Annotated in this window: 19 protein-coding genes; 3 read left to right on the plus strand and 16 right to left on the minus strand. The window is 69.0% G+C overall.

The window, feature by feature from the left end:
* Nucleotides 1-20: 20 nt before the first annotated feature.
* Nucleotides 21-521, plus strand: a complete 501-nt coding sequence (locus tag AC4FS2_RS06300) for a glutathione peroxidase (RefSeq protein WP_491176760.1) — start codon at nucleotides 21-23, stop codon at nucleotides 519-521.
* A 21-nt stretch (nucleotides 522-542) separates the two neighbouring features.
* On the opposite strand, the gene AC4FS2_RS06305 is transcribed toward AC4FS2_RS06300, so the two are convergent.
* The 3 genes from AC4FS2_RS06305 to recO form a co-directional block, all read right to left on the minus strand.
* Complete coding sequence (locus AC4FS2_RS06305; protein ID WP_491176763.1) at nucleotides 543-1,241, minus strand: DsbA family oxidoreductase; 699 nt, start codon at nucleotides 1,239-1,241, stop codon at nucleotides 543-545.
* Between the two features lie 146 nt (nucleotides 1,242-1,387).
* Nucleotides 1,388-2,194 carry an isoprenyl transferase gene (locus AC4FS2_RS06310; protein WP_491176765.1) on the minus strand — a complete coding sequence of 269 codons (807 nt, stop codon included), beginning with the start codon at nucleotides 2,192-2,194 and terminating at the stop codon, nucleotides 1,388-1,390.
* Nucleotides 2,191-2,919: a DNA repair protein RecO gene (gene recO, locus AC4FS2_RS06315; RefSeq protein WP_491152720.1), complete on the minus strand. Its 729-nt coding sequence runs from the start codon at nucleotides 2,917-2,919 to the stop codon at nucleotides 2,191-2,193. The genes AC4FS2_RS06310 and recO overlap by 4 nt, the downstream gene beginning before the upstream one ends.
* 72 nt (nucleotides 2,920-2,991) lie before the next feature.
* On the opposite strand from recO, the gene AC4FS2_RS06320 reads away from it, so the two are divergent.
* Nucleotides 2,992-3,681: a trimeric intracellular cation channel family protein gene (locus AC4FS2_RS06320; protein WP_491177807.1), complete on the plus strand. Its 690-nt coding sequence runs from the start codon at nucleotides 2,992-2,994 to the stop codon at nucleotides 3,679-3,681.
* A 130-nt stretch (nucleotides 3,682-3,811) separates the two neighbouring features.
* Here AC4FS2_RS06320 and leuA read toward each other — a convergent pair whose 3' ends face one another.
* The 13 genes from leuA to AC4FS2_RS06385 form a co-directional block, all read right to left on the minus strand.
* Nucleotides 3,812-5,572: a 2-isopropylmalate synthase gene (gene leuA, locus AC4FS2_RS06325; RefSeq protein WP_491152718.1), complete on the minus strand. Its 1,761-nt coding sequence runs from the start codon at nucleotides 5,570-5,572 to the stop codon at nucleotides 3,812-3,814.
* Nucleotides 5,573-5,849: 277 nt separating this feature from the next.
* The gene (era, locus tag AC4FS2_RS06330; RefSeq protein WP_491176767.1) at nucleotides 5,850-6,743 is read right to left on the minus strand and encodes a GTPase Era; all 894 of its coding nucleotides are present in this window, start codon (nucleotides 6,741-6,743) and stop codon (nucleotides 5,850-5,852) included.
* A complete protein-coding gene (locus AC4FS2_RS06335) occupies nucleotides 6,736-8,070 on the minus strand; it encodes a hemolysin family protein (protein WP_491152715.1) in 1,335 nt (444 codons plus the stop codon). Before AC4FS2_RS06335 ends, era begins: the two co-directional genes overlap by 8 nt.
* On the minus strand, nucleotides 8,067-8,534 hold the full coding sequence (ybeY, locus tag AC4FS2_RS06340) for an rRNA maturation RNase YbeY (RefSeq protein WP_491176770.1): 468 nt from the start codon (nucleotides 8,532-8,534) through the stop codon (nucleotides 8,067-8,069). The genes AC4FS2_RS06335 and ybeY overlap by 4 nt, the downstream gene beginning before the upstream one ends.
* On the minus strand, nucleotides 8,531-9,637 hold the full coding sequence (locus AC4FS2_RS06345; RefSeq protein ID WP_491152711.1) for a PhoH family protein: 1,107 nt from the start codon (nucleotides 9,635-9,637) through the stop codon (nucleotides 8,531-8,533). Before AC4FS2_RS06345 ends, ybeY begins: the two co-directional genes overlap by 4 nt.
* Complete coding sequence (locus AC4FS2_RS06350; RefSeq protein ID WP_491176773.1) at nucleotides 9,615-9,962, minus strand: HIT domain-containing protein; 348 nt, start codon at nucleotides 9,960-9,962, stop codon at nucleotides 9,615-9,617. The genes AC4FS2_RS06345 and AC4FS2_RS06350 overlap by 23 nt, the downstream gene beginning before the upstream one ends.
* Nucleotides 9,963-10,005: 43 nt before the next feature.
* Nucleotides 10,006-10,737, minus strand: coding sequence for a 16S rRNA (uracil(1498)-N(3))-methyltransferase (locus AC4FS2_RS06355; protein WP_491176775.1), 732 nt, complete (start codon nucleotides 10,735-10,737; stop codon nucleotides 10,006-10,008).
* 3 nt (nucleotides 10,738-10,740) lie between these two features.
* The gene (gene dnaJ, locus AC4FS2_RS06360; RefSeq protein ID WP_491176777.1) at nucleotides 10,741-11,862 is read right to left on the minus strand and encodes a molecular chaperone DnaJ; all 1,122 of its coding nucleotides are present in this window, start codon (nucleotides 11,860-11,862) and stop codon (nucleotides 10,741-10,743) included.
* A gap of 53 nt (nucleotides 11,863-11,915) precedes the next feature.
* Entirely contained in the window at nucleotides 11,916-12,956 is a 1,041-nt protein-coding gene (gene hrcA, locus AC4FS2_RS06365; RefSeq protein WP_491152704.1) for a heat-inducible transcriptional repressor HrcA, read from the minus strand.
* An 82-nt stretch (nucleotides 12,957-13,038) separates the two neighbouring features.
* Complete coding sequence (gene hemW, locus AC4FS2_RS06370) at nucleotides 13,039-14,256, minus strand: radical SAM family heme chaperone HemW (RefSeq protein ID WP_491176779.1); 1,218 nt, start codon at nucleotides 14,254-14,256, stop codon at nucleotides 13,039-13,041.
* A complete protein-coding gene (locus AC4FS2_RS06375; protein ID WP_491152700.1) occupies nucleotides 14,256-14,906 on the minus strand; it encodes a DUF1990 domain-containing protein in 651 nt (216 codons plus the stop codon). Before AC4FS2_RS06375 ends, hemW begins: the two co-directional genes overlap by 1 nt.
* A 108-nt stretch (nucleotides 14,907-15,014) precedes the next feature.
* Nucleotides 15,015-16,859 carry a translation elongation factor 4 gene (lepA, locus tag AC4FS2_RS06380; RefSeq protein WP_491152698.1) on the minus strand — a complete coding sequence of 615 codons (1,845 nt, stop codon included), beginning with the start codon at nucleotides 16,857-16,859 and terminating at the stop codon, nucleotides 15,015-15,017.
* Nucleotides 16,860-16,871: 12 nt separating this feature from the next.
* Complete coding sequence (locus AC4FS2_RS06385; RefSeq protein ID WP_491176781.1) at nucleotides 16,872-18,026, minus strand: pyridoxal phosphate-dependent aminotransferase; 1,155 nt, start codon at nucleotides 18,024-18,026, stop codon at nucleotides 16,872-16,874.
* Between the two features lie 217 nt (nucleotides 18,027-18,243).
* On the opposite strand from AC4FS2_RS06385, the gene AC4FS2_RS06390 reads away from it, so the two are divergent.
* The gene (locus tag AC4FS2_RS06390) at nucleotides 18,244-22,896 is read left to right on the plus strand and encodes an ExeM/NucH family extracellular endonuclease (RefSeq protein WP_491176783.1); all 4,653 of its coding nucleotides are present in this window, start codon (nucleotides 18,244-18,246) and stop codon (nucleotides 22,894-22,896) included.
* The last annotated feature ends 44 nt before the right edge of the window (nucleotides 22,897-22,940 follow it).

Here is a 22,940-nt window from a genome sequence, read left to right on the forward strand (position 1 = left end):
AGAAGTCCTAACCTGGGGACATGACGACGACGTCCACAGATCTGCGCGACATTCCCTTCACGACCGCTGATGGCGGCACCGCGACGTTGGGCGACTATGGCGACAACGTGCTTCTGATCGTGAACGTCGCGTCCCGCTGCGGGCTGGCGCCGCAGTACGAGAAGCTCGAAGAACTCCAACGCACCTATGGCGACCGGGGCCTCACGGTCCTGGGCTTCCCGTGCAATCAGTTCATGGGGCAGGAGCCGGGCTCGATGGAAGACATCCTCGAGTACTGCTCCACCACGTGGGGCGTCACCTTCCCGATTCTCGAGAAGGTGCGGGTCAACGGATCGCACGCCGCTCCGCTGTACAAGGCGCTCAAGAGCGCGAAGGATCAGGAGGGCAAGCGCGGACCGATCCTCTGGAACTTCGAGAAGTTCATCCTGACGCCCGACGGCGACGTGCACCGGTTCCGGCCGACGGTCACCCCCGACGACCCGGCGATCGTGTCGGTCATCGAGGACGCCCTCCCCCGCTGATGTGGACCGGCCGGGTGCCGGTCAGTCGGCGGCGACCCCTGCAGGCTCTTCCTCGACGACCGCGTTCCGCTCGGTCCACAACTGCCGGGTGATCTGCGCGAAGGCCGCCGGTGGTTGGGCGCCGCTGACGCCGTACTTCCCATCGAGGACGAAGAACGGCACGCCGTTGATCCCGTAGGCGGCGGCTTGCTCCTGGTCGTTGCGCACGTCGGAAAGATGGCGGTGCGACTCCAGCGCGGCTCGCGCCTCCGCAGCATCCAGCCCGACCTCGGCAGCCAGGGAGACGAGCTCCTCCTCCCGCCCGAGGTGACGACCCTCGATGAAGTACGCCGACATGAGCCGCTCGGCGAGCTCCAGCTGACGCCCCTGCGCCTTCGCGAAGTGCAGCAGCTCGTGCGCCTTCACCGTGTTGGTGTGGTGGACGAGGTCGAAGCGGTAATGGAGCCCGGCTTCGGCGGCCACCCCTGTGACGCGGTCGAGCATCTGCTGTGCCTGCTCGCGCGAGATGCCTTTGTTGAGCGACAGGTAGTCCGCCTCGCCGCCTTCGAAGTCGACCGGAGTGTCCGGTGACAGTTCGAAGGAGTGGTACACCACCTCGACCTGGGGCGCGTCGTCATCGCCGGCGACCTCGGCCAACCCCTTCTCCAGGTTGCGCTTGCCGATGTAGCACCACGGGCAGGCGATGTCGCTCCACACGTCGATCTTGATGGTTTCACTCACGTGCGGTGCAACCGCACAGTATGCGTTCGCATTCCGCGCGGCGTATACCCGTCGGGCGCCCTCACCGAGAAACGACATCCAGGATGGGAAACGACGCGTCGCGGGGCGTCTCGTCCGGGATTTCGTTTCTCGGTGAAGGCGTGCCGTCAGAGCCCGCCCGGCGCGTCGATGGCACCGCCGAAACGCCGGTCGCGGTCGAGGTAGAGCCCGATCGCCTCCCACAGGTGCGTGCGGCGGAAGTCGGGCCAGAGAGTGTCGAGGAAAACGAACTCGGCGTAGGCCGACTCCCACAGGAGGAAGTTCGAACTGCGCTGCTCGCCGCTCGAGCGGACGAACAGGTCGACGTCGGGCATGTCCGGTTGGTAGAGGTGACGCCGCACGAGCTTCTCGGTGATCGCGGACGGCCTGAGCTTTCCGGCAGCGATGTCTTCCCCCATGCGCCTCATCGCGTCGACGATCTCGATGCGCCCCCCGTAGTTGACGCACATCGTGAGAGTCAGCACGTCATTGCCCGCGGTCAGCTGCTCGGCGAACTGGAGCTCCTTGATCACCGACCCCCACAGGCGGGGCTTGCGCCCGGCCCACCGCACACGCACGCCCCACTCGTTGAGCTGGTCGCGGCGGCGATGGAGTACCTCGCGATTGAACCCCATGAGGAAGCGCACCTCGTCGGGCGAGCGCGTCCAGTTCTCGGTGGAGAACGCGTACACCGACAGATGCTTCACGCCCGCCTGAATCGCGCCGGCCACGACATCCAGCAGAGACGCTTCGCCGGCGCGGTGCCCCTCCACCCGCGAAAGCCCGCGACGGTTGGCCCACCGCCCGTTGCCGTCCATGACGATCGCGACATGCTCCGGCACGGAGCCCTTGCGGAACTCCGGCGGGCGCTCCCCGGTCCAGTCGACAGGGCGAAAAGGCACCGCATCCCGGTGGGTGTAGGGCTTGGGGGTCATCGCCCCGTGTCCACGTGCTCCAGCGAACGGATGCCGCGCTCCAGATGCCACTGTGCGTAGGCCGCGATCAGGCCGGATGCGGCGGACATGGCACCGGGCGCCGCCTCATCCACCTGCGTCCAGTCGCCCCGCAGCAATGCGCGAAGGAGGGACGCGGTGGGGGCGGCGACGCGCGCCGACCCGACCGGCGCGCAGTTCGTGCACACCATTCCGCCGAGCTGGGCGACGAACGATTCGTGCTCGCCGGGAGCGCCGCAGCGCGCGCACTCCTCCAGCCCGGGGGCCCACCCGGACAACGCCATGGCACGCAGCATGTACGAATCCAGCACACTGCGTGAGGCATGCTCGCCGCGCGCCAGAGCCCGCAGGCCGCCGACGAGCAGGAGGTACTGCTGCGGCGTGGCCTCGGCTTCGTTCAACCGGTCCGCCGTCTCCACCATCGCGTTCGCAGAGGTGTAGCGGTCGTAATGCACGGCGATCTCGGCGCCATACGCGCCGACGGACTCGGCCTGCTGCACGATGTCGAGCGAGCGGCCCTGGTACAGCAGCACATCGGCGACCATGAACGGCTCCAGCCGCGACCCGAACCGCGAGGAGGTGCGGCGCACGCCCTTGGCCACCGCGCGGATCTTGCCGTGCTTGCGCCCGAGCATCGTCACGATGCGGTCCGCCTCCCCGAGCTTGTGGGTACGCAGGACCACAACCTCGTCGCGGTAGGTGGGCACTCCCCCATTATCCGCCGCGGGGCGCTTCCCGGCCTCTGCCCGCGCCGCGAGAATGGACGTGTGACCTCCCAGATGCTCATCATCCCGTTGTGGGCCGACCTGACCGCCGTGGGGCTCGGCGGTATCCAAGGCGCCCTGTTCGCGTCGGGCTTCCGCGGGCAGACGCGGCTGGACTTCCTCGGGGTCGCGATCATCGGCGTCATGATCGGGATGGGGGGCGGCCTCATCCGCGACCTACTGCTCGGTGTCGTGCCCGCCACCCTGCAGAGCAACTGGTACCTGCTCACCGCGGCCGGCGCCGCACTCGTCGGGATGCTCCTGGCGGGGATCTTCGAACGCTTGAACAAGGCCATCGTGGCGCTGGATGCTCTCGTCATCGGGCTGTTCGGAGCCTTCGGCACCAGTAAGGCCCTGGCTATCGGCCTTCCTCCGGTGCCCGCGGTGTTCGTCGGCGTGTGCTCGGCGGTGGGTGGCGGCGTTCTCCGCGATGTGCTGATGGGGCTCCCGGTGGCCATCATGCACGTCGGGTCTCTTTACGCCGTCGCGGCGGGGGCGGGGTGCGCCGTTCTCGCTACGGCCGCGACGCTGGGCGCTCCGCTCGAGATCGCCGCGATCGTGGGGATCGTGGTGACCACCGTGCTCCGCATCCTCGCGGTGATCTTCGACGTCTCTCTTCCGGAACAGCGGATGCTGCACCGCCGCAAGGTGGCCGTGGAGACTTCCGCGATCCCCGTCGTCCGCCCCGGCGACGCCTCCGACTAGCCCGCGCCTCCCGCGCCTCCCGCGCCTCCCGCCTGTCCCGCGCGGCGAGAAACGAAATTTCCGGCGAGAAACAACGCGACGCGCTGTTTCTCGCCGGAAATCCCCTGTTTCGCGGGGCGGCCCGGAGGGGTCAGACGGTGGCGAGTGACGGCGATTCGCTCCGCGCGCGGATGGCGCGGTTCACGGCCGAGACGACGGCCTTCAGCGACGCGGTGGAGATGTCGCCGTCGATGCCGACGCCCCAGAGGCGCTGACCGTCCACCTGCAACTCCACGTAGGCGGCCGCCTGCGCGTCGCCACCGGCGCTGAGCGTGTGCTCGACGTAGTCGTAGAGCGAGATGTCGAAGCCCCGCGACGAGAGGATGTCGAGGAACGCGTCGATCGGCCCGTTGCCGTGCCCCGTCGCATCCTCGACCTCTTCGCCGTCACGCAGGCGGATGACCAGTTCCACGTCTCCGGTCATCTCGCTCGAAGTGCGGGTCGCGACGAGCTCGAAGCGGCCCCACCGGTTGTCGGCGACGGAGGCCGGCAGGTACTCGTCGGTGAAGACATCCCAGATCTGTGCGCTCGTCACCTCGCCGCCGTCGGCGTCTGTCTTGGCCTGGATGACCCCGGAGAACTCGATCTGCAGGCGGCGCGGCAGGTCGAGGGCGTGATCCGTCTTCAGCAGGTATGCGACGCCGCCCTTGCCCGACTGGGAGTTGACGCGGATCACGGCCTCGTACGACCGGCCGAGATCCTTGGGGTCGACCGGCAGGTACGGCACCGCCCATTCGATCTCGTCGACCGAGACGCCCGCGGCCTTGGCCCGTGCCTCCATCGCCTCGAAGCCCTTCTTGATCGCATCCTGGTGCGATCCGCTGAAGGCGGTGAAGACGAGGTCGCCGGCCCAGGGGCTCCGCTCGGGGACGGGCAGCTGGTTGCAGTACTCGACGGTGCGCTTGATCTGGTCGATGTCGCCGAAATCGATCTGCGGGTCGATCCCCTGCGTCAGCATGTTCACGCCCAGCGCGACCAGGTCGACGTTGCCCGTGCGCTCTCCGTTGCCGAACAAGCACCCCTCGATGCGGTCGGCGCCGGCCATGTATCCCAGCTCAGCGGCCGCGATCGCGGTGCCCCGGTCGTTGTGCGGATGCAGCGACAGGATGACGTTCTCGCGGTGGTTCAGGTGACGCGACATCCACTCGATCGAATCGGCGTAGATATTCGGGGTGGCCATCTCGACCGTGGCGGGAAGGTTGATGATCACCTTGCGCTCGGGGGTCGGTTCGAAGACCTCCAGCACCTGGTTGCAGATGTCGGCGGCGAACTCCAGCTCGGTGCCGGTGTAGCTCTCCGGCGAGTACTCGTAGAAGACCTCCACCTCCGGGACGGTCTTCTCGTACTGCCGGCAGAGCCGAGCGCCCTCGAGCGCGATGTCGATGATGCCCTGCTTGTCGGTGCGGAACACGACCTCGCGCTGCAGGACGCTCGTCGAGTTGTACAGGTGCACGATGGCGCGCTTCGCGCCGGCGATGGACTCGTAGGTGCGTGCGATGAGGTGCTCACGCGCCTGCGTCAGCACCTGGATGGTGACGTCATCCGGGATCAGGTCATCCTCGATCAGCTGACGGACGAAGTCGAAGTCGAGCTGGCTCGCGCTGGGGAAACCGACCTCGATCTCCTTGTACCCGAGGCTGACCAGCAGCTCGAACATCACGCGCTTGCGCTCAGGTGTCATCGGATCGATCAGGGCCTGGTTGCCGTCACGCAGATCCACAGCGCACCAGCGCGGTGCGGTCGTGATGCGGGCGTCGGGCCAGGTGCGATCGGGCAGGTCGACGCGGATCTGCTCGTGGAACGGACGGTATTTGTGCGTCGGCATGCCCGACGGCTTCTGGGTGTTCTCCATGAGGGATTCGCTTCCGGTTTGTCGAGGATACGGGCCGACGACAAACTCCGCGACGAGGAAGGCCCTTAGAACGAGGCCTCGCCGCGGCAGCTAAGAAGGAGCCGACCGCCGGAAAGCACGATGTCAGGCTACACCAGCCCGTACGCGCGGTCGAACGTGGCATCCCGCGCCCGTGCGGGAATCGAGGACATCCTGGAGAAAGAGGCGCGGATGCGGCACCCCGCTCCTCGATACGCGGGATCCCCTCGATTTGCGCGACGGCAGGCGGCGCTCGAGGCTAGAAACCCAGGCGGCCGAGCTGTTTGGGGTCGCGCTGCCATTCCTTGGCGACGCGAACGTGGAGCTGCAGATTGACCTTCCTGCCCACGAGAGGCTCGATTTGAGCGCGTGCGCGCGCGCCGACGTCCCGCAGCCGCGAGCCCTTGTGGCCGATGATGATGGCTTTCTGGCTGTCGCGCTCGACGACGACGTTGGCGAAGATGTCGGTCATCGAACCCGTCTCCCGCTTCGAGATGTCGTCGATCGTGACCGCGATCGAGTGCGGGAGCTCATCGCGGACCCCCTCCAGCGCCGCTTCCCGGATGATCTCGGCGATGCGATCCTCGGTGGACTCGTCGGTGACGACACCCTCCCCGTACAGCGGCGGACCCTCCGGCATGAGGCCGAGCAGCTCGCCCGCGAGCACGTCGAGCTGATCGTGGGTGAGGGCGGACAGCGGGATGACCGCGTGCCAGTCCTCGCGCAGCGCGTCCACCTCCAGCAGGCGCTCGGTGATCTGGTCGCGTCCGGCCGCGTCGGTCTTGGTGACGATCGCGACCTTTCTGGCGCGCGGATAGTTGCTGAGTGACTCGGCGATCCGTCGGTCTCCCGGGCCGACCTTCTCCGTGGCCGGCACGCAGAAGGCGATCACATCGACGTCGCCGAGCACCTGCTCGACGAGGTCGTTGAGGCGCTGCCCGAGGAGCGTGCGGGGACGATGGATGCCGGGGGTGTCCACGATCACCAGCTGACCTTCGGGACGGTTCAGGATGCCGCGGATGGCGCGCCGGGTCGTCTGAGGCTTCTCGCTGGTGATGGCCACCTTCTCGCCCACCAGCGCATTGGTCAGCGTCGACTTGCCCACGTTGGGCCGACCGACGAACGTCACGAAGCCGGACCGAGGTTCACTCATCGCCCTCTCCCTTCCGTGGCACGCGGATCTCTCCCGTGCGCAGTCGCGGGGGCGCCTCCTCGGCGGCCTCCGATTCTTCAGCGCGTTCGACGAAGACGGTGGAGATGCCTCGCCCTCTGCCGCGCGACGCTCCCCCGGTCATCGAGAGCCCCGCGTACTCGGCGGTGGCCCCGGGCTGCGGGATCCGGCCGAGCGCCTTGCCGAGCAGACCGCCGATGGAGTCCACCTCTTCGTCGTCGAGTTCGAGACCGAACAGATCGCCGACCTCGTCGAGACCGAGTCGTGCGCTCACGCGGAAGCGCCCGGGCTCCAGCTCGCTGATCTCCGAGGAACGGGGGTCGTATTCGTCGGCGATGTCACCCACGAGCTCTTCGATGAGATCTTCCAACGTCACGAGGCCCGACACTCCCCCGTATTCGTCGATGACGAGACAGACGTGCACCGCGTCGCGTCGCATCTGCTGCAGGAGCGTCTCGGCACGCATCGACTCCGGGACGAAGACGGCAGGACGGGCGATGCGGCGGATCGGGGCATCACGCCATCCGTCCTCGTCGCGGAAGCCGAACTGCACGAGATCCTTGAGATACAGCATCCCCACGACGTCGTCCGCCTCGTCGTCGATCAGCGGGATGCGGGAGATCCCCTTCTCCAGGAAGAGGGTGAGCGCCTGGCGGGTGGTGGCTCCGGCATCGACGGAGACCATGTCGGTGCGGGGAACCATGACTTCACGGACGTAGCGGTCGGTGAAGTCGAACACCGAGTGGATGAGCTGGCGGTCATCCTGCTCGATCAGTTCGTTCTCCGCCGCCTCGTCGATGATGCTGAGCAGCTGCTCCTCGGACGCGAACGACGATCCCGGTGCCACCCCGGGGGTGACGCGGCTGCCGAGTGCCACCAGCCCGTAGGCGAGCGGTCCGAGAAGGATGCGCACGGCGCGGACCACGGGCGCCGTCGCCTGCAGGAGCCCGCGCGCATGCTGGCGGCCCACGGATCGCGGGCTGGCTCCGACGACCACGAACGAGATTCCCGTCATGATCACCGCGGCGACCAGTGCCGCCCACCCGATGTTCCCGAACAAGCGCACGAACGCCACGGTGACCAGCACGGCCGCGGTGGTCTCCCCCAGAACGCGGATGAAGGCGACCGCGTTGGCGTGGGCGTCGGGGTCGGCCGCGATCCGGCGGAGCGACGCGCCATTGCGGCCCTCGGAGCCGAGATCCGCGAGATCCGCGCGGGACGTCACGCCCAGCGCGGCCTCGAGAGCGACCATGAGGCCGCTGAACGCCACCAGCACGAGGGCAGCGAAGAGGAGGAGTACTTCGGTCATGTGCGACGGCGGCGCTCGGCCGACTGGAAGCCGACGATGAGGTCCTTCTGCAAGCCGAACATCTCCCGCTCCTCCTCCGGCTCGGCATGGTCGAACCCGAGAAGGTGGAGCAGCCCGTGGGTGGTGAGGAGGACGAGCTCGTCCTGTGTGGAGTGCTTCGCCGCCACCGCCTGAGTCTCGGCGACCTGCGGACACAGCACGATGTCACCGAGGAGCCCGGCGGGAGTGGGAACGTCTTCCGTGCCGGGGCGGAGCTCGTCCATGGGGAAGCTCAGCACATCGGTGGGGCCGGGCTCGTCCATCCACTGCACGTGCAGGGCTTCCATCGCCCCTTCATCGACGAGAACGATCGCGACGTCGGCATCCGGGCTGACGTACAGCTCGGCGAGGTTGTACTCCATCAGCCGGAGGAGGACCTTCTCATCGACGTCCATGCCGGACTCGTTGTTGATCTCGATCGTCATGAGCGTCCTCGTCGGGGCAGGTGGTCGCGTGGTCCGGGGGCGCGCCCAGACCGCCGGTCGGCCCGGCTGGCGAATTCGGTCGCTTCGTCGCGCTCCCGCTTGGATACCAGCCGCTTCTCGTCGTACTCGCTGTACGCGTCGACGATGCGGCCCACCAACGTGTGGCGGACGACATCTTCGCTCGTGAGGTAGGAGAAGTTGATGTCGTCGACGTTGGAGAGGATGCGGGTGACCAGGCGGAGGCCGGAACTGCCCTGCGGTAGGTCGACCTGTGTGATGTCGCCGGTGACAACCATGCGGGTGCCGAATCCGAGACGGGTGAGGAACATCTTCATCTGCTCGGGCGTGGTGTTCTGTGCCTCGTCGAGGACGACGAAAGAGTCGTTGAGCGTGCGACCGCGCATGTAGGCGAGGGGAGCCACTTCGATCGTGCCCGTCGCCATGAGCTTCGGCACGATCTCGGGGTCCATCATCTCGTTCAGCGCGTCGTACAGCGGCCGAAGATAGGGGTCGATCTTGTCGGTGAGCGTGCCGGGGAGGAACCCGAGCCGCTCCCCGGCCTCGACGGCCGGGCGCGTCAGGATGATGCGGCTGACCTCTTTGCGCTGCAGAGCCTGGACGGCCTTGGCCATGGCGAGGTAGGTCTTACCCGTCCCGGCGGGACCGATGCCGAACACGATCGTGCTCTCTTCGATGGCGTCGACGTACGCCTTCTGCCCCAGAGTCTTCGGCCGGATCACCTTCCCGCGGGAGGACAGGATCGCCTCCCCCAGCACTTCGGACGGTCGCAGCCCCCCGCCGGCGTCGGCGGCGTTGCGCAGGATGCGACTGGAGCTCGACACATCGGCGGGATCCAGTCCGTGACCGGCCCGCGTCATCGACAGCAGCTCGTCCACCAACTCCCGCGCACGGGCGACGGCCTCGGCCGGACCCGTCAGAGTGATCTCGTTTCCACGGACGAGCACGTCCACATCCGGATGTTCCTTCTCCACGACCCGCAGCAGGCGGTCCTGCGGACCGAGAAGCTGCACCATCGCCACGCCGTCCGCGTAGACGCGATCGACGGAAATGCCGGAATCATCAGCCACCGAGGCTCTTTTCATCAAGGTCACCCGCGAGGACGTGGGCGTGGACATGGAAGACGGTCTGACCGGCGCTGGGGCCGGTGTTGAAGACGAGACGGAAGTCGCCGCCGGCCTGTTCAGCCGCGACGCTACTGGCGAGCCCGACAAGCTCCGCCAGGAGTCCCGGATCCCCGGCGGCCAGCTCGACGACGTTGCGGTAGGCGCTCGTCTTCGGGATCACCAGCAGATGCACGGGCGCCTTCGGCGCGACGTCCCTGATGGCGAACGCGTTTTCCGTTTCGGCGATGATCTCGCCGGGGACTTCGCCCTCGAGGATGCGCGTGAAGATCGACGGTTCGCTCATACGTCCAGTCTATCGACGGGCCGCCCACCCCAGGCGGGGCGGGTCACCAGCGGCCGAGGGCCACGTTCGCCACCGAGAGAGCTGCGGCGCCTGCAGTCGAGGTGCGGAGTACTGTCGCGCCGAGGCGCACGGGCTCCGCTCCGGCCGCGGTGAGCGCAGCGATCTCGCCCGGCGACACACCGCCCTCGGGCCCGACGACCAGGGCGATGTCGCGCGCGTCGGCGCCGAGGTCGAGCCCGGACAGCGGCAAGGACGCGGACGGTTCGAGGATCAGCATCCGCACTCCCGGTGACAGCGCCGAGAGTGCGGTCGTGTCGACCGGCTCGGTCACGTCCGGCAGCCACGCGCGGTGCGCCTGCTTGGCGGCCTCTCGGACGATCGTGCGCCAGCGGCCGAGGGCCTTTTCGACTTTGCCATCCCACCGCGACACGCTGCGCTCCGCTTGCCAGGGAATGATCCGGTCCACGCCCAGCTCGGTGGCCGCTTGCACGGCGAGCTCGTCGCGGTCGCCCTTTGCGAGGGCTTGCACGAGGATCAGTCGCGGGGCCGGCGCCGGCACCTCGGTTCGGGCCGAGACCCGGACGACGACCTCCCGCGCCGACACGGAGGTCGCGGCGCCGTCGAGCCACACCCCGCGTCCGTTCCCCACGGTCACGCCCTCCCCGGACCGGAGGCGCCGCACGTTCGCCGCATGGTGCGCCTCCGCGCCGGTGAGGACCATGTCGCCGCCCGGCTGCGCGTCGGTCGCCTCCTCGGTGAGGAAGTGCAGCGCCACGGCTCAGGCGTTTCGGAAGCGGTCGCGCAGCTTCGCGAACAGCCCCTGGTGGAACTCCGCCAGCCGCGGCTCGGGCGGCTTCGCCCGCCGGGCGAACTCCTCGATGAGCGCACGCTCCTTGCCGTCCAGCCGCGTGGGGGTGACCACGTGCACGCCGACCCGCAGATCGCCGCGCTGAGTGCCGCGCAACGGGGTGACGCCGCGGCCCTTGATGGTCAGGACATCGCCGGATTGCACGCCGGGGCGCAGCTCGAGTTCGACCTCGCCATCGAGAGCTCCGATGGTGGTCTCCGTGCCGAGGATGGCGTCGGGCATCGACACCTCCAGCGTCGCCAGAAGATCGTCGCCCTCCCGGCTGAACACCTCGTGCGGGGCGACGTTGATCTCGAGATAAAGGTCGCCGTTCGGGCCGCCGGCGGGCCCGACCTCGCCGGACCCGGGTAACTGCAGCCGCAGCCCCGTCTCGACGCCCGCAGGAATATCGACCGACACCGTGCGACGCGAGCGGACCCGGCCCTGGCCCTGGCACGTGGCGCAGGGGTAGGGGATGGTCGTGCCGTATCCCTGGCAGGTCGCGCAGGGCTGCGAGGTGACCACGTTGCCGAGGAGGCTCCGCACCGTCCGCTGAACATTGCCGGTGCCGTGGCAGATATCGCACGTGACCTCGGACGTGCCGGGCTGACAGCAGGAACCCTGACACGTCTCGCACAGCACGGCCGTGTCGACCTCGAGGTCGCGATGCGCGCCGAACACGACGTCGCCGAGCTCCAGCGTCACCCGAACGAGCGCATCCTGGCCGCGCTCACGCCGCGACCGCGGGCGCCCACCGCGACCGCCGCCGCCCGTGCTTCCGAAGAAGGACTCGAAGATGTCGCTGAAGCCGCCGAAGCCGGCGGCACCGCCCCCGCCGAACGGGTTCGAGTCGCCGCCCATGTCGTAGCGGCGGCGCTGTTCCGGGTCGCTCAGAACGTCGTACGCATGCGTGACGAGCTTGAACTTCTCCGCTGCATCCTCGCCGGGATTGACGTCGGGGTGCAGTTCGCGCGCCAAACGCCGGTAGGCACGCTTGATCTCGTCCACGGACGCGTCGCGCGCGACGCCGAGGACCTCGTAGTGGTCAGCCACAGTCGCCTTCCTGCCCGCAGAGCGCGGGATCGTTCGGGAACCGGATGCCCGCCTCAGCGGCTGTTCTCGTCCTCTTCGAGCATCCGGGTCAGATAGTGCGCGACGGCGCGAACCGTCGCGAGATTGGAGGGGTAGTCCATTCGGGTCGGACCGAGCAGACCCACGCGTGCACCACTGGCAGGTGCGTCGTAGTCGCTGATGAGCACGGAGGCCTCGGGGAGGCCGAACGGTTCGTTCTCGCGCCCGATACTCGCCGAGAGTCCCTGTTCATCCGCGACCATCTCGCTCATCAGACGGAGCAGGGTCACCTGCTCCTCGATTGCTTCGAGGAGCGGGTAGATGCTGCCGCGGAAGTCCGACTCCCGCCGCGCGAGGGTCGCCGTGCCGGCCATCACCAGGCGGTCCTGGCGGAATTCCTCGAGCTCCTCGGCGAGCACGCGAAGGATGGGGTGCGCGATCGCGTCCAGTCCGCCGCCGGCAGGCGCAGCGCCGTTCAGGAGGGCCGTGAGCCGCTCCGCGCCGTCCCGCACCGAGCGCCCGACCACCAGCGCCCCGATGCGGGCTCGCAGCTGGACCAGCTCAGCGTCGGTGGGTGCCTCGCGGGCGAGCGCGATCCGCTGCGTGACACGGCCGGTGTCGGTCACGACGACCACCAGCATCCGGCCGCCGCCGAGCCCCACCAGCTCGACGTGGGTGACGTTCGCGGCGGCGAACGACGGATACTGCACCATCGCGACCTGCCCGGTCAGACGAGTGAGGGCACGGACGGTGCGCGCCAGCAGATCGTCCAGGTCGCCGGAATCGCCCAGAAACGACGCGATGGCGGAGCGTTGGGCCGGCGTGAGGGGGCGGAGGCCGGCGAGGTGATCGACGAAGACGCGGTATCCCTTGTCGGTGGGGACGCGTCCCGAGGAGGTATGCGGGGCGGTGATGAGCTCTTCGTCTTCGAGCAGCGCCATGTCGTTGCGGATCGTGGCGGCCGAGACGCCGAACGCGTGGCGATCGACGATGGCCTTGCTGCCGACGGGCTCACGCGTATCGACGTAATCCTGCACGATGGCTCGCAGCACCTGGAGACCGCGTTCCGTGACCATAGCGCTCCTCCCCTACGAACGTTGGCACTCGTCATCCCTGAGTGCCAATTCTAGCGGATGAGTGTGGACGTCAGCCGGAAGCTCACCGCGTCAGCGTGTGCACGACAGCATCCGCCAGCAGGCGCCCACGACGAGTGAGCACCACGCGCCCGCGCACGGCTTCGCCGCCCTCCACGAGACCGTCCGCCACGAGCCCGGCCACGGCGTGGCGTCCCTCGGCCAGGAGCTCGGCCACGGGGATGCCCTCCCGGATGCGCGAGCGCAACAGCACCGCCTCGAGCCGCTGGGCGTCGGCGTCCGGTCGCTCCCGTCCGGCCGCGGGCGACTGGCCCTGCGCGAGCCGGGCGGCGTACGCGGCCGGGTGGCGGACGTTCCACCATCGGACTCCCCCGACATGACTGTGCGCGCCAGGGCCGTAGCCCCACCAGTCGGTGCCGCGCCAGTACGCCAGGTTGTGCCGGGAGCGCTGCTCGGGGGTGCGTGCCCAGTTCGACACCTCGTACCAGTGGAGCCCCGCCGCCTCCAGCAGGTCGTCGGCCAGTTCGTACATGTCGGCCTCGAGGTCGTCGTCGGGCTCGGCGAGCTCCCCGCGCCGGATCTGCCGCGCGAGCTTCGTGCCGTCCTCGACGATCAGCGCGTAGGCCGAAAGATGGTCGGGTTCGAGCGAGATGGCCTCCTCCAGGGAGGAGCGCCAGTCTCCGAGCGACTCACCGGGGGTGCCGTAGATGAGATCGAGGCTCACGTCGAGGCCGGCCCGTCGCGCGGCAGCGACGGCGGTCCGGACGTTCGCGGGATTGTGCGTGCGGTCCAGAGCCGCCAGGACGTGAGGTTGCGCGGACTGCATGCCGATGGACATCCGGGTGACGCCGGCGGCGGCCAGTTCGACGGCGACGGCGTCGGTCACGGTGTCCGGATTGGCCTCGACGGTCACCTCCGCGCCGGGGACGACTCCGAACGCGCCTCGGACGCCGTCCAGCATCCGTGCGAGGTCACCCGGCGGAAGCAGGGTCGGTGTTCCGCCACCGAGGAACACCGTGGATGCCGGTCGCACCTCTCCGGTGCCCGCGAGGACGCCGACCGACATGTCGATCTCTCGGAGGAGAGTGTCGGCGTACTGGTCCTGCCGGGCGCCGCGGAGTTCGGAGGCGGTGTAGGTGTTGAAGTCGCAGTACCCGCACCGCACTCGGCAGAACGGCACGTGGAGGTACGCCCCGAAATCGGCCGCGGGATCGGTATGGATGTCAGCAGGGAGGGCTCCGTCGAGCGGTGCGGGCTCGCCGAGAGGAAGAGCAGCGCCCATCAGCGCGACGTCGCGTACAGCGGAGAGATCGCGCGCAGGTACCGCTGGAACAGGTCACGACGCCGGTGGCGGATGAGCCGCGGGTAGAGCCGGTAGAGCAGCGCAGCCGGAGCGTCGAAGGCCCGGACGGTGAACCACACCTCGTCGTTCTCGCGCCACTCGAGCAGGAACAGCTCCTCGCCGCTGACGACGGAGTCTCCGACCGTCCCGAGGATGAAGCCCACGCGACGCGGCTCTTCGCTGACGGAGATCACACGTAGTTCGGCGTCGACGCGCATCCGGCGCACGCGACCGCGTAGGCGCACCGTCGTACCGGGGGCCACGAACGGGGTGCCGTCCGCATCGAATCGCTGGTCGGATTCGAGCCGGCTGGGGGCGACCGGATTGCCCTCGGCGTCGTAGCCGACGCCGGCATACATCGGCCCCTGTGCGGGGCGGACGTCGGTGAGCGAGAGACCCCCTTCGCGCTGCGCAGCCCACGACAGGAGCGCTTCACTCGCCACCGCGAAACGCTCCTCGCCGCTGCCGATCCGCCAGCTCTCCTCCGCGGGAATGGACCGCTCCGGCGGGTAGTGCATGAGGTCGGGTGCCTGGGTCGCTCCCACGGCGGCGTAGTCGACCGTCTCGTCTCGAAAGGTCCCACGGCGCATGCATCCAGGGTACTTCGGGTTTCCCGTGTGGCGCCCGTGATCTCCCCAGCCCTGTGGAACATGCTCCGATTCGGGCGGTCTCCCGCGGGGCCGGCGCCCGGGCGCGGGCTACTTCTTGGTGTCGATGTCGCCGGAGAGAGCGGCGATGAACGCCTCCTGCGGCACCTCGACCCGGCCGACCATCTTCATGCGCTTCTTGCCCTCTTTCTGCTTCTCGAGGAGCTTGCGCTTGCGGGTGATGTCACCGCCGTAGCACTTGGCGAGCACGTCCTTGCGGATGGCGCGGATGTTCTCACGGGCGATGATGCGCGCGCCGATCGCCGCCTGGATCGGGACCTCGAACTGCTGGCGCGGGATGAGCTTGCGCAGGCGCTCGGTCATCAGTGTGCCGTAGGCGTAGGCCTTCTCCCGGTGCACGATCGAGCTGAAGGCGTCCACCTTCTCGCCCTGGAGGAGGATGTCGACCTTCACGAGGTCGGCCTCCTGCGAGCCGGCGGGCTCGTAGTCGAGGCTCGCATACCCCTGCGTGCGGCTCTTGAGCTGGTCGAAGAAGTCGAACACGATCTCGCCGAGCGGCATGTTGTACCGCAGCTCGACGCGGTCCTCGCTCAGGTAGTCCATGCCCAGGAGGGTGCCCCGGCGGGACTGGCAGAGTTCCATCACCGTGCCGACGTAATCCTTCGGCAGCAGGATCGCCGCCTTGACCATGGGCTCCGAGACCGAAGCGACCCGCCCGTCCGGGTACTCGCTGGGGTTGGTGACGGTGATGGTCTCCCCCGTGTCGGTGGTGACGGTGTAGATCACCGACGGCGCAGTGGTGATGAGGTCGAGTCCGAACTCGCGGGCGAGGCGCTCGGTGATGATCTCCAGGTGCAACAGCCCGAGGAAACCGGCCCGGAACCCGAATCCCAGCGCCACCGACGTCTCAGGTTCGTACTGCAGGGATGCGTCGGAGAGCTTGAGCTTGTCGAGCGCCTCACGCAGGTCGGCGTAGTCGCTGCCGTCGATCGGGTAAATGCCCGAGAACACCATCGGTTTGGGATCGGTGTACCCCGGCAGGGCGTCGGTCGCGGGCTTGCGGTGCGTGGTGATGGTGTCGCCCACCTTCGACTGGCGGACGTCCTTCACCCCGGTGATGAGGTAGCCGACCTCGCCCACGCCCAGCCCCTGGGTGGGCGTGGGCTCGGGGCTGGACACCCCGATCTCGAGGAGTTCGTGGGTGGCCTTGGACGACATCATCTGGATGCGCTCACGCGGATCGAGCTTGCCGTCGATCATGCGCACATACGTCACCACGCCGCGGTACGCGTCGTACACGGAGTCGAAGATCATGGCGCGGGTGGGGCCTTCGGCCTTGCCCTGGGGTGCCGGAATCTCTTGGACGATCCGGTCGAGGAGCTCTTCGACGCCCTGGCCGGTCTTGCCGCTCACCCGCAGGACGTCGTCGGGGCTCCCCCCGATCAGTCCGGCGAGCTCGGCGGCGAACTTCTCGGGGTCAGCCGCGGGGAGGTCGATCTTGTTCAGCACCGGGATGATGTGCAGGTCGTTCTCGAGCGCGAGATAGAGGTTCGCCAGGGTCTGCGCCTCGATCCCCTGCGCGGCGTCGACGAGGAGGACCGCACCCTCGCACGCGGCAAGAGACCGGCTGACCTCGTACGTGAAGTCCACGTGCCCGGGCGTGTCGATCATGTTCAGCGCGTAGGTCTGGGATGCCGAGGCCCACGGCATCCGGACGGCCTGGCTCTTGATCGTGATGCCACGCTCGCGCTCGATGTCCATGCGGTCGAGGTACTGCGCACGCATGTCGCGGTCGGCGACGACACCGGTGATCCCCAGCATCCGATCGGCCAGCGTCGACTTGCCGTGGTCGATGTGGGCGATGATGCAGAAGTTTCGGATCAGCTCGGGCGGGGTCGCGGACGGCGCGAGAGGCTGTAGGGCACGGGGTGACATGTCCCGTCGATTCTACGGGCGCGGCGCGTGCGGCGCGGGCAGTCGCCGCATCCCCTCCACGAGCGCCCCTCGATCGCTCGCCACGCACACGCGGATCCACCCCTCGCCGGACGCCCCGAACGCGGAGCCGGGGGCCACTGCCACACCGCGCTCGTCCAGGAACCGCTCGCACCATGCCGCCACGTTCCCCTCGGTCGCGTGCGACATGTCGATCCAGAGGTAGAAGGCGCCGCTGGGCTCGAGATAGGTGAATCCGCCGTCGTCGAGCACCGCTGTGGCGGCTCGAAGGTTGGCGGCGTAGTGCGCTCCCGCCGCGATGACGCCGTCCTGAGGTCCGGTGAGAGCTTCGAGGGCGGCGTACTGCGCGGCGGTGTCGACGCAACTGATCGCCGCCTCCTGCACGCGAAGCATCGTCTCGGTCATCCCCGGCGGGGTGACGAGCCATCCGACTCGCGCACCGGTCATGGCGTAGGTCTTGGAGGTCGAGAACACCGTGAGCACCCGCCCGTCGGTGTCGAACGTGGCTGCGCTGGCGTGGGGCGCACCCCACGTGAACCGTTCGTACACCTCGTCGCTGATGAGCCACAGATCGTGCCGACGGGCGAACGCGACGAGCTCGGCGATGAGGTCGGGGGCGTAGGTGACCCCGAGAGGGTTCGACGGCGAGTTGATGACGATCGCGCGGGTGCGCGGTGTGACCAGCTGCGCGAGGGCGTCGGGGTCGGGCGCGAAGCCGCGCACGGCTTCGAGTCGGTACGGCACAGGGCGGGCCTGGAGCATATGAGCGTTCATCGTGAAGGTGGTGTAGCCCGGGTCGGGAACGAGGACCTCGTCGCCGGCGCTGAGCGCGAGCGTCATCGCCTGGTGCAGCGCCTGCGTTCCCCCCACGGTGACCCAGACCTGCTCGAGGTCGACGTCGAGGTCGTTCTCGCGTGCGAGCTTGGCGACGATCGCCTCGCGGAGCGGCCGGATGCCGCCGTTGGGCGTGTAGCGGGTCGCACCGTCCGTCCACGCCTGCGCGCCTGCCGCGCGGATCCGCTCCGCGACGGCCTCCCCGGGCTCGCCGACGGACAGGATGATCGTCCCCGGGCGCCGCAGCGCGATCTCCAGAATCCGGCGCACGCCCGACCCCGGCATGTCGTCGATGTGCGCGGAGACGTGCGGCATGCCGCCATCGTAGGGGGCGCCCCCCATCTCCGAACCCAGGCGCGGGCGACCCGCCGACGAGCATCATTTCGATGGCGGGAACGGACTGTTCACACCCCGGAAACCCGGTGTCCGCGGCCATCCCTATGATCGGAGTCAGGTCCCCCCGACCCCCCACGGTGCCCACCCCGGGCGCATCGCGATGCTCGCGTGCGCTCAGAATCTCGGAGAAGAGTCTGTGACGACGCATCCCTCGGTCCCGGTTCTGCGTGACTCCCACCGGACGGGGACGATCCGCTCCCTGCTCTCGGCCGCGCTCGTCGGCGCGCTGTCCCTCGGCGCGGTCGGTCTCGGCGTCCCCGCCTCGGCCGCAGTGAGCCCGGATACCCCGGTCGTCATCAACGAGGTGTACGGCGGTGGCGGCAACAACGGCGCCACCCTGACCCACGACTTCGTCGAGCTGGTCAACGTCAGCGACGCACCGGCGGCGCTGACGGGCTGGACGCTGCAGTACGCCTCCGCCACCGGCGCATTCTCCCAGCAGCTCCCGCTGACGGGCACCATCCCCGCACGCGGCCACTTCCTCGTTCAACTCGCTGCGGGCGACGGCGGAACCACTCCCCTGCCCACCCCGGACGCCACCGGCTCGCTGGCGCTCGGGGGCACCGCGGGCAAGGTGGCCCTCGCGTCCGACACCACGGCGGTCAGCGGCCCGGATGCGGCGAACGTCGTCGACTACGTCGCGTGGGGATCGAACGCCACTCCCGCGGCCGGCACCCCCGCGCCGGGGGCGACGAACACGACGAGCGTCTCTCGGGATACCGCGCACACCAACACCGCCGTCAACGGGGCGGACTTCACCGCGGGAACTCCCACCCCGCGGAACTCGCAGGGGGCCGCCGAACCCGCCCCCGGGCCGACCCCGGAACCCACACCCACCGAACCCGCGCCCGAGCCCACGCCGACGGACCCGGCGGTCGTGACGATCGCCGGCATCCAGGGCACGGGACCGTCGAGTCCGCTCGGCGGTCAGACCGTGACGACCGAGGGTGTCGTAACGGCGCACTACCCCACGGGCGGTTTCAACGGGTACGTGATCCAGACGCCCGGCACGGGCGGCGCGCTGGATCTCGCCACCCACACCGCGTCCACCGCGGTGTTCGTTTTCGCGCCGCAGGCGGTCTCGGAGGTCGCCCTCGGGCAGACCGTCCGCGTGACCGGGGTGGTCGGTGAGTTCAACGGCCTGACGGAGCTGACCGTCGGGCCCAGCGACGCGCAGGTGATCGCCGACGCGGCCGAGCCCGTGCCCGCCACCGTGGGGTGGCCCACCGATGACGGCCAGCGTGAGGCACTCGAGTCGATGCTCGTGCAGCCGCAGGGCGCCTTCACCGTCACGAACACCTTCACGACCAACCAGTACGGCGAAGTCGGACTCGCAGCTGGCGACGAGCCGCTGCGCCAGCCGACGGATGCCGCGACCCCGGGCAGCGGCGAGGCGGCGGCGGTCGCAGCTGACAACGCGGCGCGTGCCGTGACCCTCGACGACGGTGCGTCGACCAACTTCCTGAGCGCCGCGAACAGCGGGCTGACCCCGCCCTACGTGTCACTGACGGAGCCGGTGGTCGTCGGCGGTGCGGCGCGCTTCGCCGCACCCGTCATCGTCGACTGGCGCAACGGCGCCTGGAAGCTCAACCCCACGCGCGCGCTGGTCGGCGACGGCTCGGGCGGCGACGACGGCGTGGAATTCTCGAATCCCCGTACGGCGGCTCCCGCCGGCGTGGGGGGCGCTGTGAGCGTCGCATCCTTCAACGTCTTGAACTACTTCACGACGCTCGGAGACAGTGACCCGTCGTGCGAACCATTCGTAGACCGCACCGGCAACGGCAACAACGTGGACGAGGGATGCCTGCAGCGGGGCGCTTGGGATGCGGCGGACTTGGAGCGCCAGCAGGACAAGATCGTCTCGGCCATCACGACCCTCGACGCCTCCGTCGTCGGGCTGATGGAGATCGAGAACTCCGCGGCGCTCGGTGAGACGCCGGACGAGGCCACAGCATCGCTCGTGGACGCGCTGAACGACGCGGCCGGAGCAGGCACGTGGGACTACGTCCGATCCTCGGAGGAGCTGCCGCCCGTCACGGAGCAGGACCTCATCACCAACGCGATCATCTACCAGCCGGCGCTCGTCGAGCCCGTCGGACCGTCCCGCGCCCTGGGCGCCCTGAGCGACGGCGACGAGGCGTTCAGCAACGCGCGTGAGCCGATCGGTCAGGTCTTCGAGCCCCTCGCCGGAGGCGACCCGTTCCTGTTCGTCGTGAACCACTTCAAGTCCAAGGGATCGGCCGGACCGCTCCCCGGCGACGAGGACAGCGGTGATGGACAGGGGGCATCGAACGCTTCCCGAGTGGCGCAGGCGACCGCGCTGCGGGACTGGGTCACCGACATCCAGGGTGATACCGCCTCCGTGATCCTTGCCGGGGACTTCAACTCCTACGGCCAGGAGGACCCGCTGCAGGTGCTCTACGCGGGGGGTTACGCGGACGCGGAGGCTGCCTTCGAACTGGGCGAGTCGAGCTACTCGTTCCAGGGACTGTCGGGCTCACTCGACCACGTGCTGCTGAACGAGGCGGCGCTCGCACGCGCCACCGGCGCCGACATCTGGAACATCAACTCGGGCGAGTCCGTCGCTCTGGAGTACAGCCGCCACAACAACCACGGCGCCCTCTTCCACGAGCCCGGCCCGCACCGCTCATCGGACCACGACCCCGTCAAAGTCGGCCTCACCGCCGAGGAAGCACCGGTCGAGATAGACATCCTGACCATCAACGACTTCCACGGTCGAATGGAAGCGAACCCGTCCGGTGACGAAGCGGGTGCTGCGGTGATCGCCGGGGCCGTGAAGGCGCACGAGGCGGAGAACCCGAACACCTTGTTCGTGTCGGCCGGTGACAACATCGGGGCATCGACGTTCACGTCGCTGATTCAGGACGACAACCCCACGATCGACACCCTGGTGGCATCGGGGCTGGACGTGAGCGCGGTGGGTAATCACGAGTTCGACCGGGGGCTCGATGACCTCGTGAACCGGGTCATCCCGCGGTTCGGGGGGAACACCGACCCGGCGAATGTGACCGCCGAGCAGCGTGCACTTGGTGAGGCGTACGGCCTCGGGGCGAACGTGTACGCGAAGGGCACCGCCGATCCGGTGCTTCCGGAGTACGTGATCAAGGAGCAGGACGGTGTGGGGGTCGCCTTCATCGGGACGGTGACACCGGACACGGCCACGATGGTCGACCCCGCCGGGGTCGCGACGATCGAGTTCGGCGACCAGGTGGAAGCGGCCAACCGGGTCGCCGCCGAACTGGCAGCGCGGGATGATGTGGACGTCATCGTGCTGCTGACCCACTCCGGCGCCGCGACCTCCGGCGACTGCGCGGCCCTCGCCGCCGATCAGGCCGGGTTCGGGGCGCTGGCGACCGGCGCGTCGGCGGAGATCGACGCGATCGTGTCGGCGCACACGCACCAGACCTACGCGTGCGACGTACCCGTCGATGGGGCTGCGGGTCAGACCCGCCCCGTGATTCAAGCGGCGGAGTACGGCAAGGCGATGGGCAAGCTCGACATCGCCTACGACCGGGTCCGCGACGAACTGGTCTCCATCGATGGAAGCACCTTCCCCTTGAAGGGCGCGTACCCCGCCGACGCCGACATCCAGGCGACCGTTGACGCGTACGTCGCCGAAGCCGACGTGCGCGGTGCCGTACCGGTCGGGGAGATCAGTGGCGACATCCTCCGCGGCGGTGCCAAGCCCGGTGATGACCGCGGGGTGGAGTCGTCGATGGGGAACTGGGTCGCCGACGTGTACCTGTGGGCCACCAGTGACAACCCGCAGTTCGCGGGCACCCCGGCCCAGATCGCGTTGATGAACCCGGGCGGACTGCGAGCGGACCTGCTCCGCGGCGAGGACGGCATCGTCACCTACAAGGAAGCGGCCCTGGTACAACCCTTCGCCAACACCCTGGTGACGGTCACCCTCACCGGCGCGCAGATCCAGGAGATCCTGCAGCAGCAGTGGAAGGCGACCGGCGACCGACCCAAGCTGCACCTGGGGGTCTCGGACGGGTTCAGCTACGAGTACGTCGAGGATGCACCGCCGCCCGGGCAGGCCGCACCGCGGAGCGGGCGGGTGGTCTCGATGAGCTATCAGGGTGAGGCGATCGCTCCGACGGACACGTTCACCGTCGTGACGAACTCGTTCCTCGCCAACGGCGGCGACGGATTCGCCACGTTCGCCGAAGGCACCGACCGCACCGACACCGGTCAGGTCGACCTCGACGCGACGCTGGCGTACTTCGAAGAGTTCGACGTGGTCGACCCCGCGCCGCTCGGTCGCGCGATCCTGTCCCTCGTCGGCAACCCGGGTCAGAACCCGGGGACGCCGCCGACGCCGGTCGACCCCGGTGTCACCCCGCCCGCGGCCGGTCAGCAGACGGGTGGCGAGTGGGCCGACGTCACGCTCAGCAACGGCGGTCGCGTCGAACAGGGCGGCGTGCTGCGGGTCACCGTCAGCGACCTCGACCCCGGGCAGCAGATCGCCGCGACCCTGTTCAGCGACCCGATCATCGTCACCGGCATCCCCGCGGCCGACGCCTCCGGCGTCACCTCGTTCTCGATCGCGTTCCCCGTCGACTTCGACCTCGGCGCCCACCGCCTGGTCATCACGGCAGCCGGACTCGACCCCATCCAGGTCGGCGTCACCGTCCTCCGATCCGGCGCCCTCGCGGTCACCGGTGCGGAACTGCCGTGGGGTGTCGCCCTGGCGGGCGGGTTCCTGCTGGTGGCCGGCGGCCTGGCGTTCGTCCTCCGGCGCCGGACCGCCGCGTCGCGCTGACGCGTGCAAGGCGGCCCCGGTCTCCCGTGCGGAGAGGCCGGGGC

This window comes from Microbacterium sp. Z10_103, from assembly GCF_058310455.1.

Bases quoted from the DNA above. Each gene is read 5' to 3' on its own strand.
- AC4FS2_RS06300 (WP_491176760.1), top strand. From the start codon at position 21: ATGACGACGACGTCCACAGATCTGCGCGACATTCCCTTCACGACCGCT.
- AC4FS2_RS06310 (WP_491176765.1), bottom strand. From the start codon at position 2,194: ATGACCCCCAAGCCCTACACCCACCGGGATGCGGTGCCTTTTCGCCCT.
- AC4FS2_RS06320 (WP_491177807.1), top strand. From the start codon at position 2,992: ATGCTCATCATCCCGTTGTGGGCCGACCTGACCGCCGTGGGGCTCGGC.
- leuA (WP_491152718.1), bottom strand. From the start codon at position 5,572: ATGGAGAACACCCAGAAGCCGTCGGGCATGCCGACGCACAAATACCGT.
- era (WP_491176767.1), bottom strand. From the start codon at position 6,743: ATGAGTGAACCTCGGTCCGGCTTCGTGACGTTCGTCGGTCGGCCCAAC.
- AC4FS2_RS06335 (WP_491152715.1), bottom strand. From the start codon at position 8,070: ATGACCGAAGTACTCCTCCTCTTCGCTGCCCTCGTGCTGGTGGCGTTC.
- ybeY (WP_491176770.1), bottom strand. From the start codon at position 8,534: ATGACGATCGAGATCAACAACGAGTCCGGCATGGACGTCGATGAGAAG.
- AC4FS2_RS06345 (WP_491152711.1), bottom strand. From the start codon at position 9,637: ATGAAAAGAGCCTCGGTGGCTGATGATTCCGGCATTTCCGTCGATCGC.
- AC4FS2_RS06350 (WP_491176773.1), bottom strand. From the start codon at position 9,962: ATGAGCGAACCGTCGATCTTCACGCGCATCCTCGAGGGCGAAGTCCCC.
- hrcA (WP_491152704.1), bottom strand. From the start codon at position 12,956: ATGGTCACGGAACGCGGTCTCCAGGTGCTGCGAGCCATCGTGCAGGAT.
- hemW (WP_491176779.1), bottom strand. From the start codon at position 14,256: ATGGGCGCTGCTCTTCCTCTCGGCGAGCCCGCACCGCTCGACGGAGCC.
- AC4FS2_RS06375 (WP_491152700.1), bottom strand. From the start codon at position 14,906: ATGCGCCGTGGGACCTTTCGAGACGAGACGGTCGACTACGCCGCCGTG.
- lepA (WP_491152698.1), bottom strand. From the start codon at position 16,859: ATGTCACCCCGTGCCCTACAGCCTCTCGCGCCGTCCGCGACCCCGCCC.
- AC4FS2_RS06385 (WP_491176781.1), bottom strand. From the start codon at position 18,026: ATGCCGCACGTCTCCGCGCACATCGACGACATGCCGGGGTCGGGCGTG.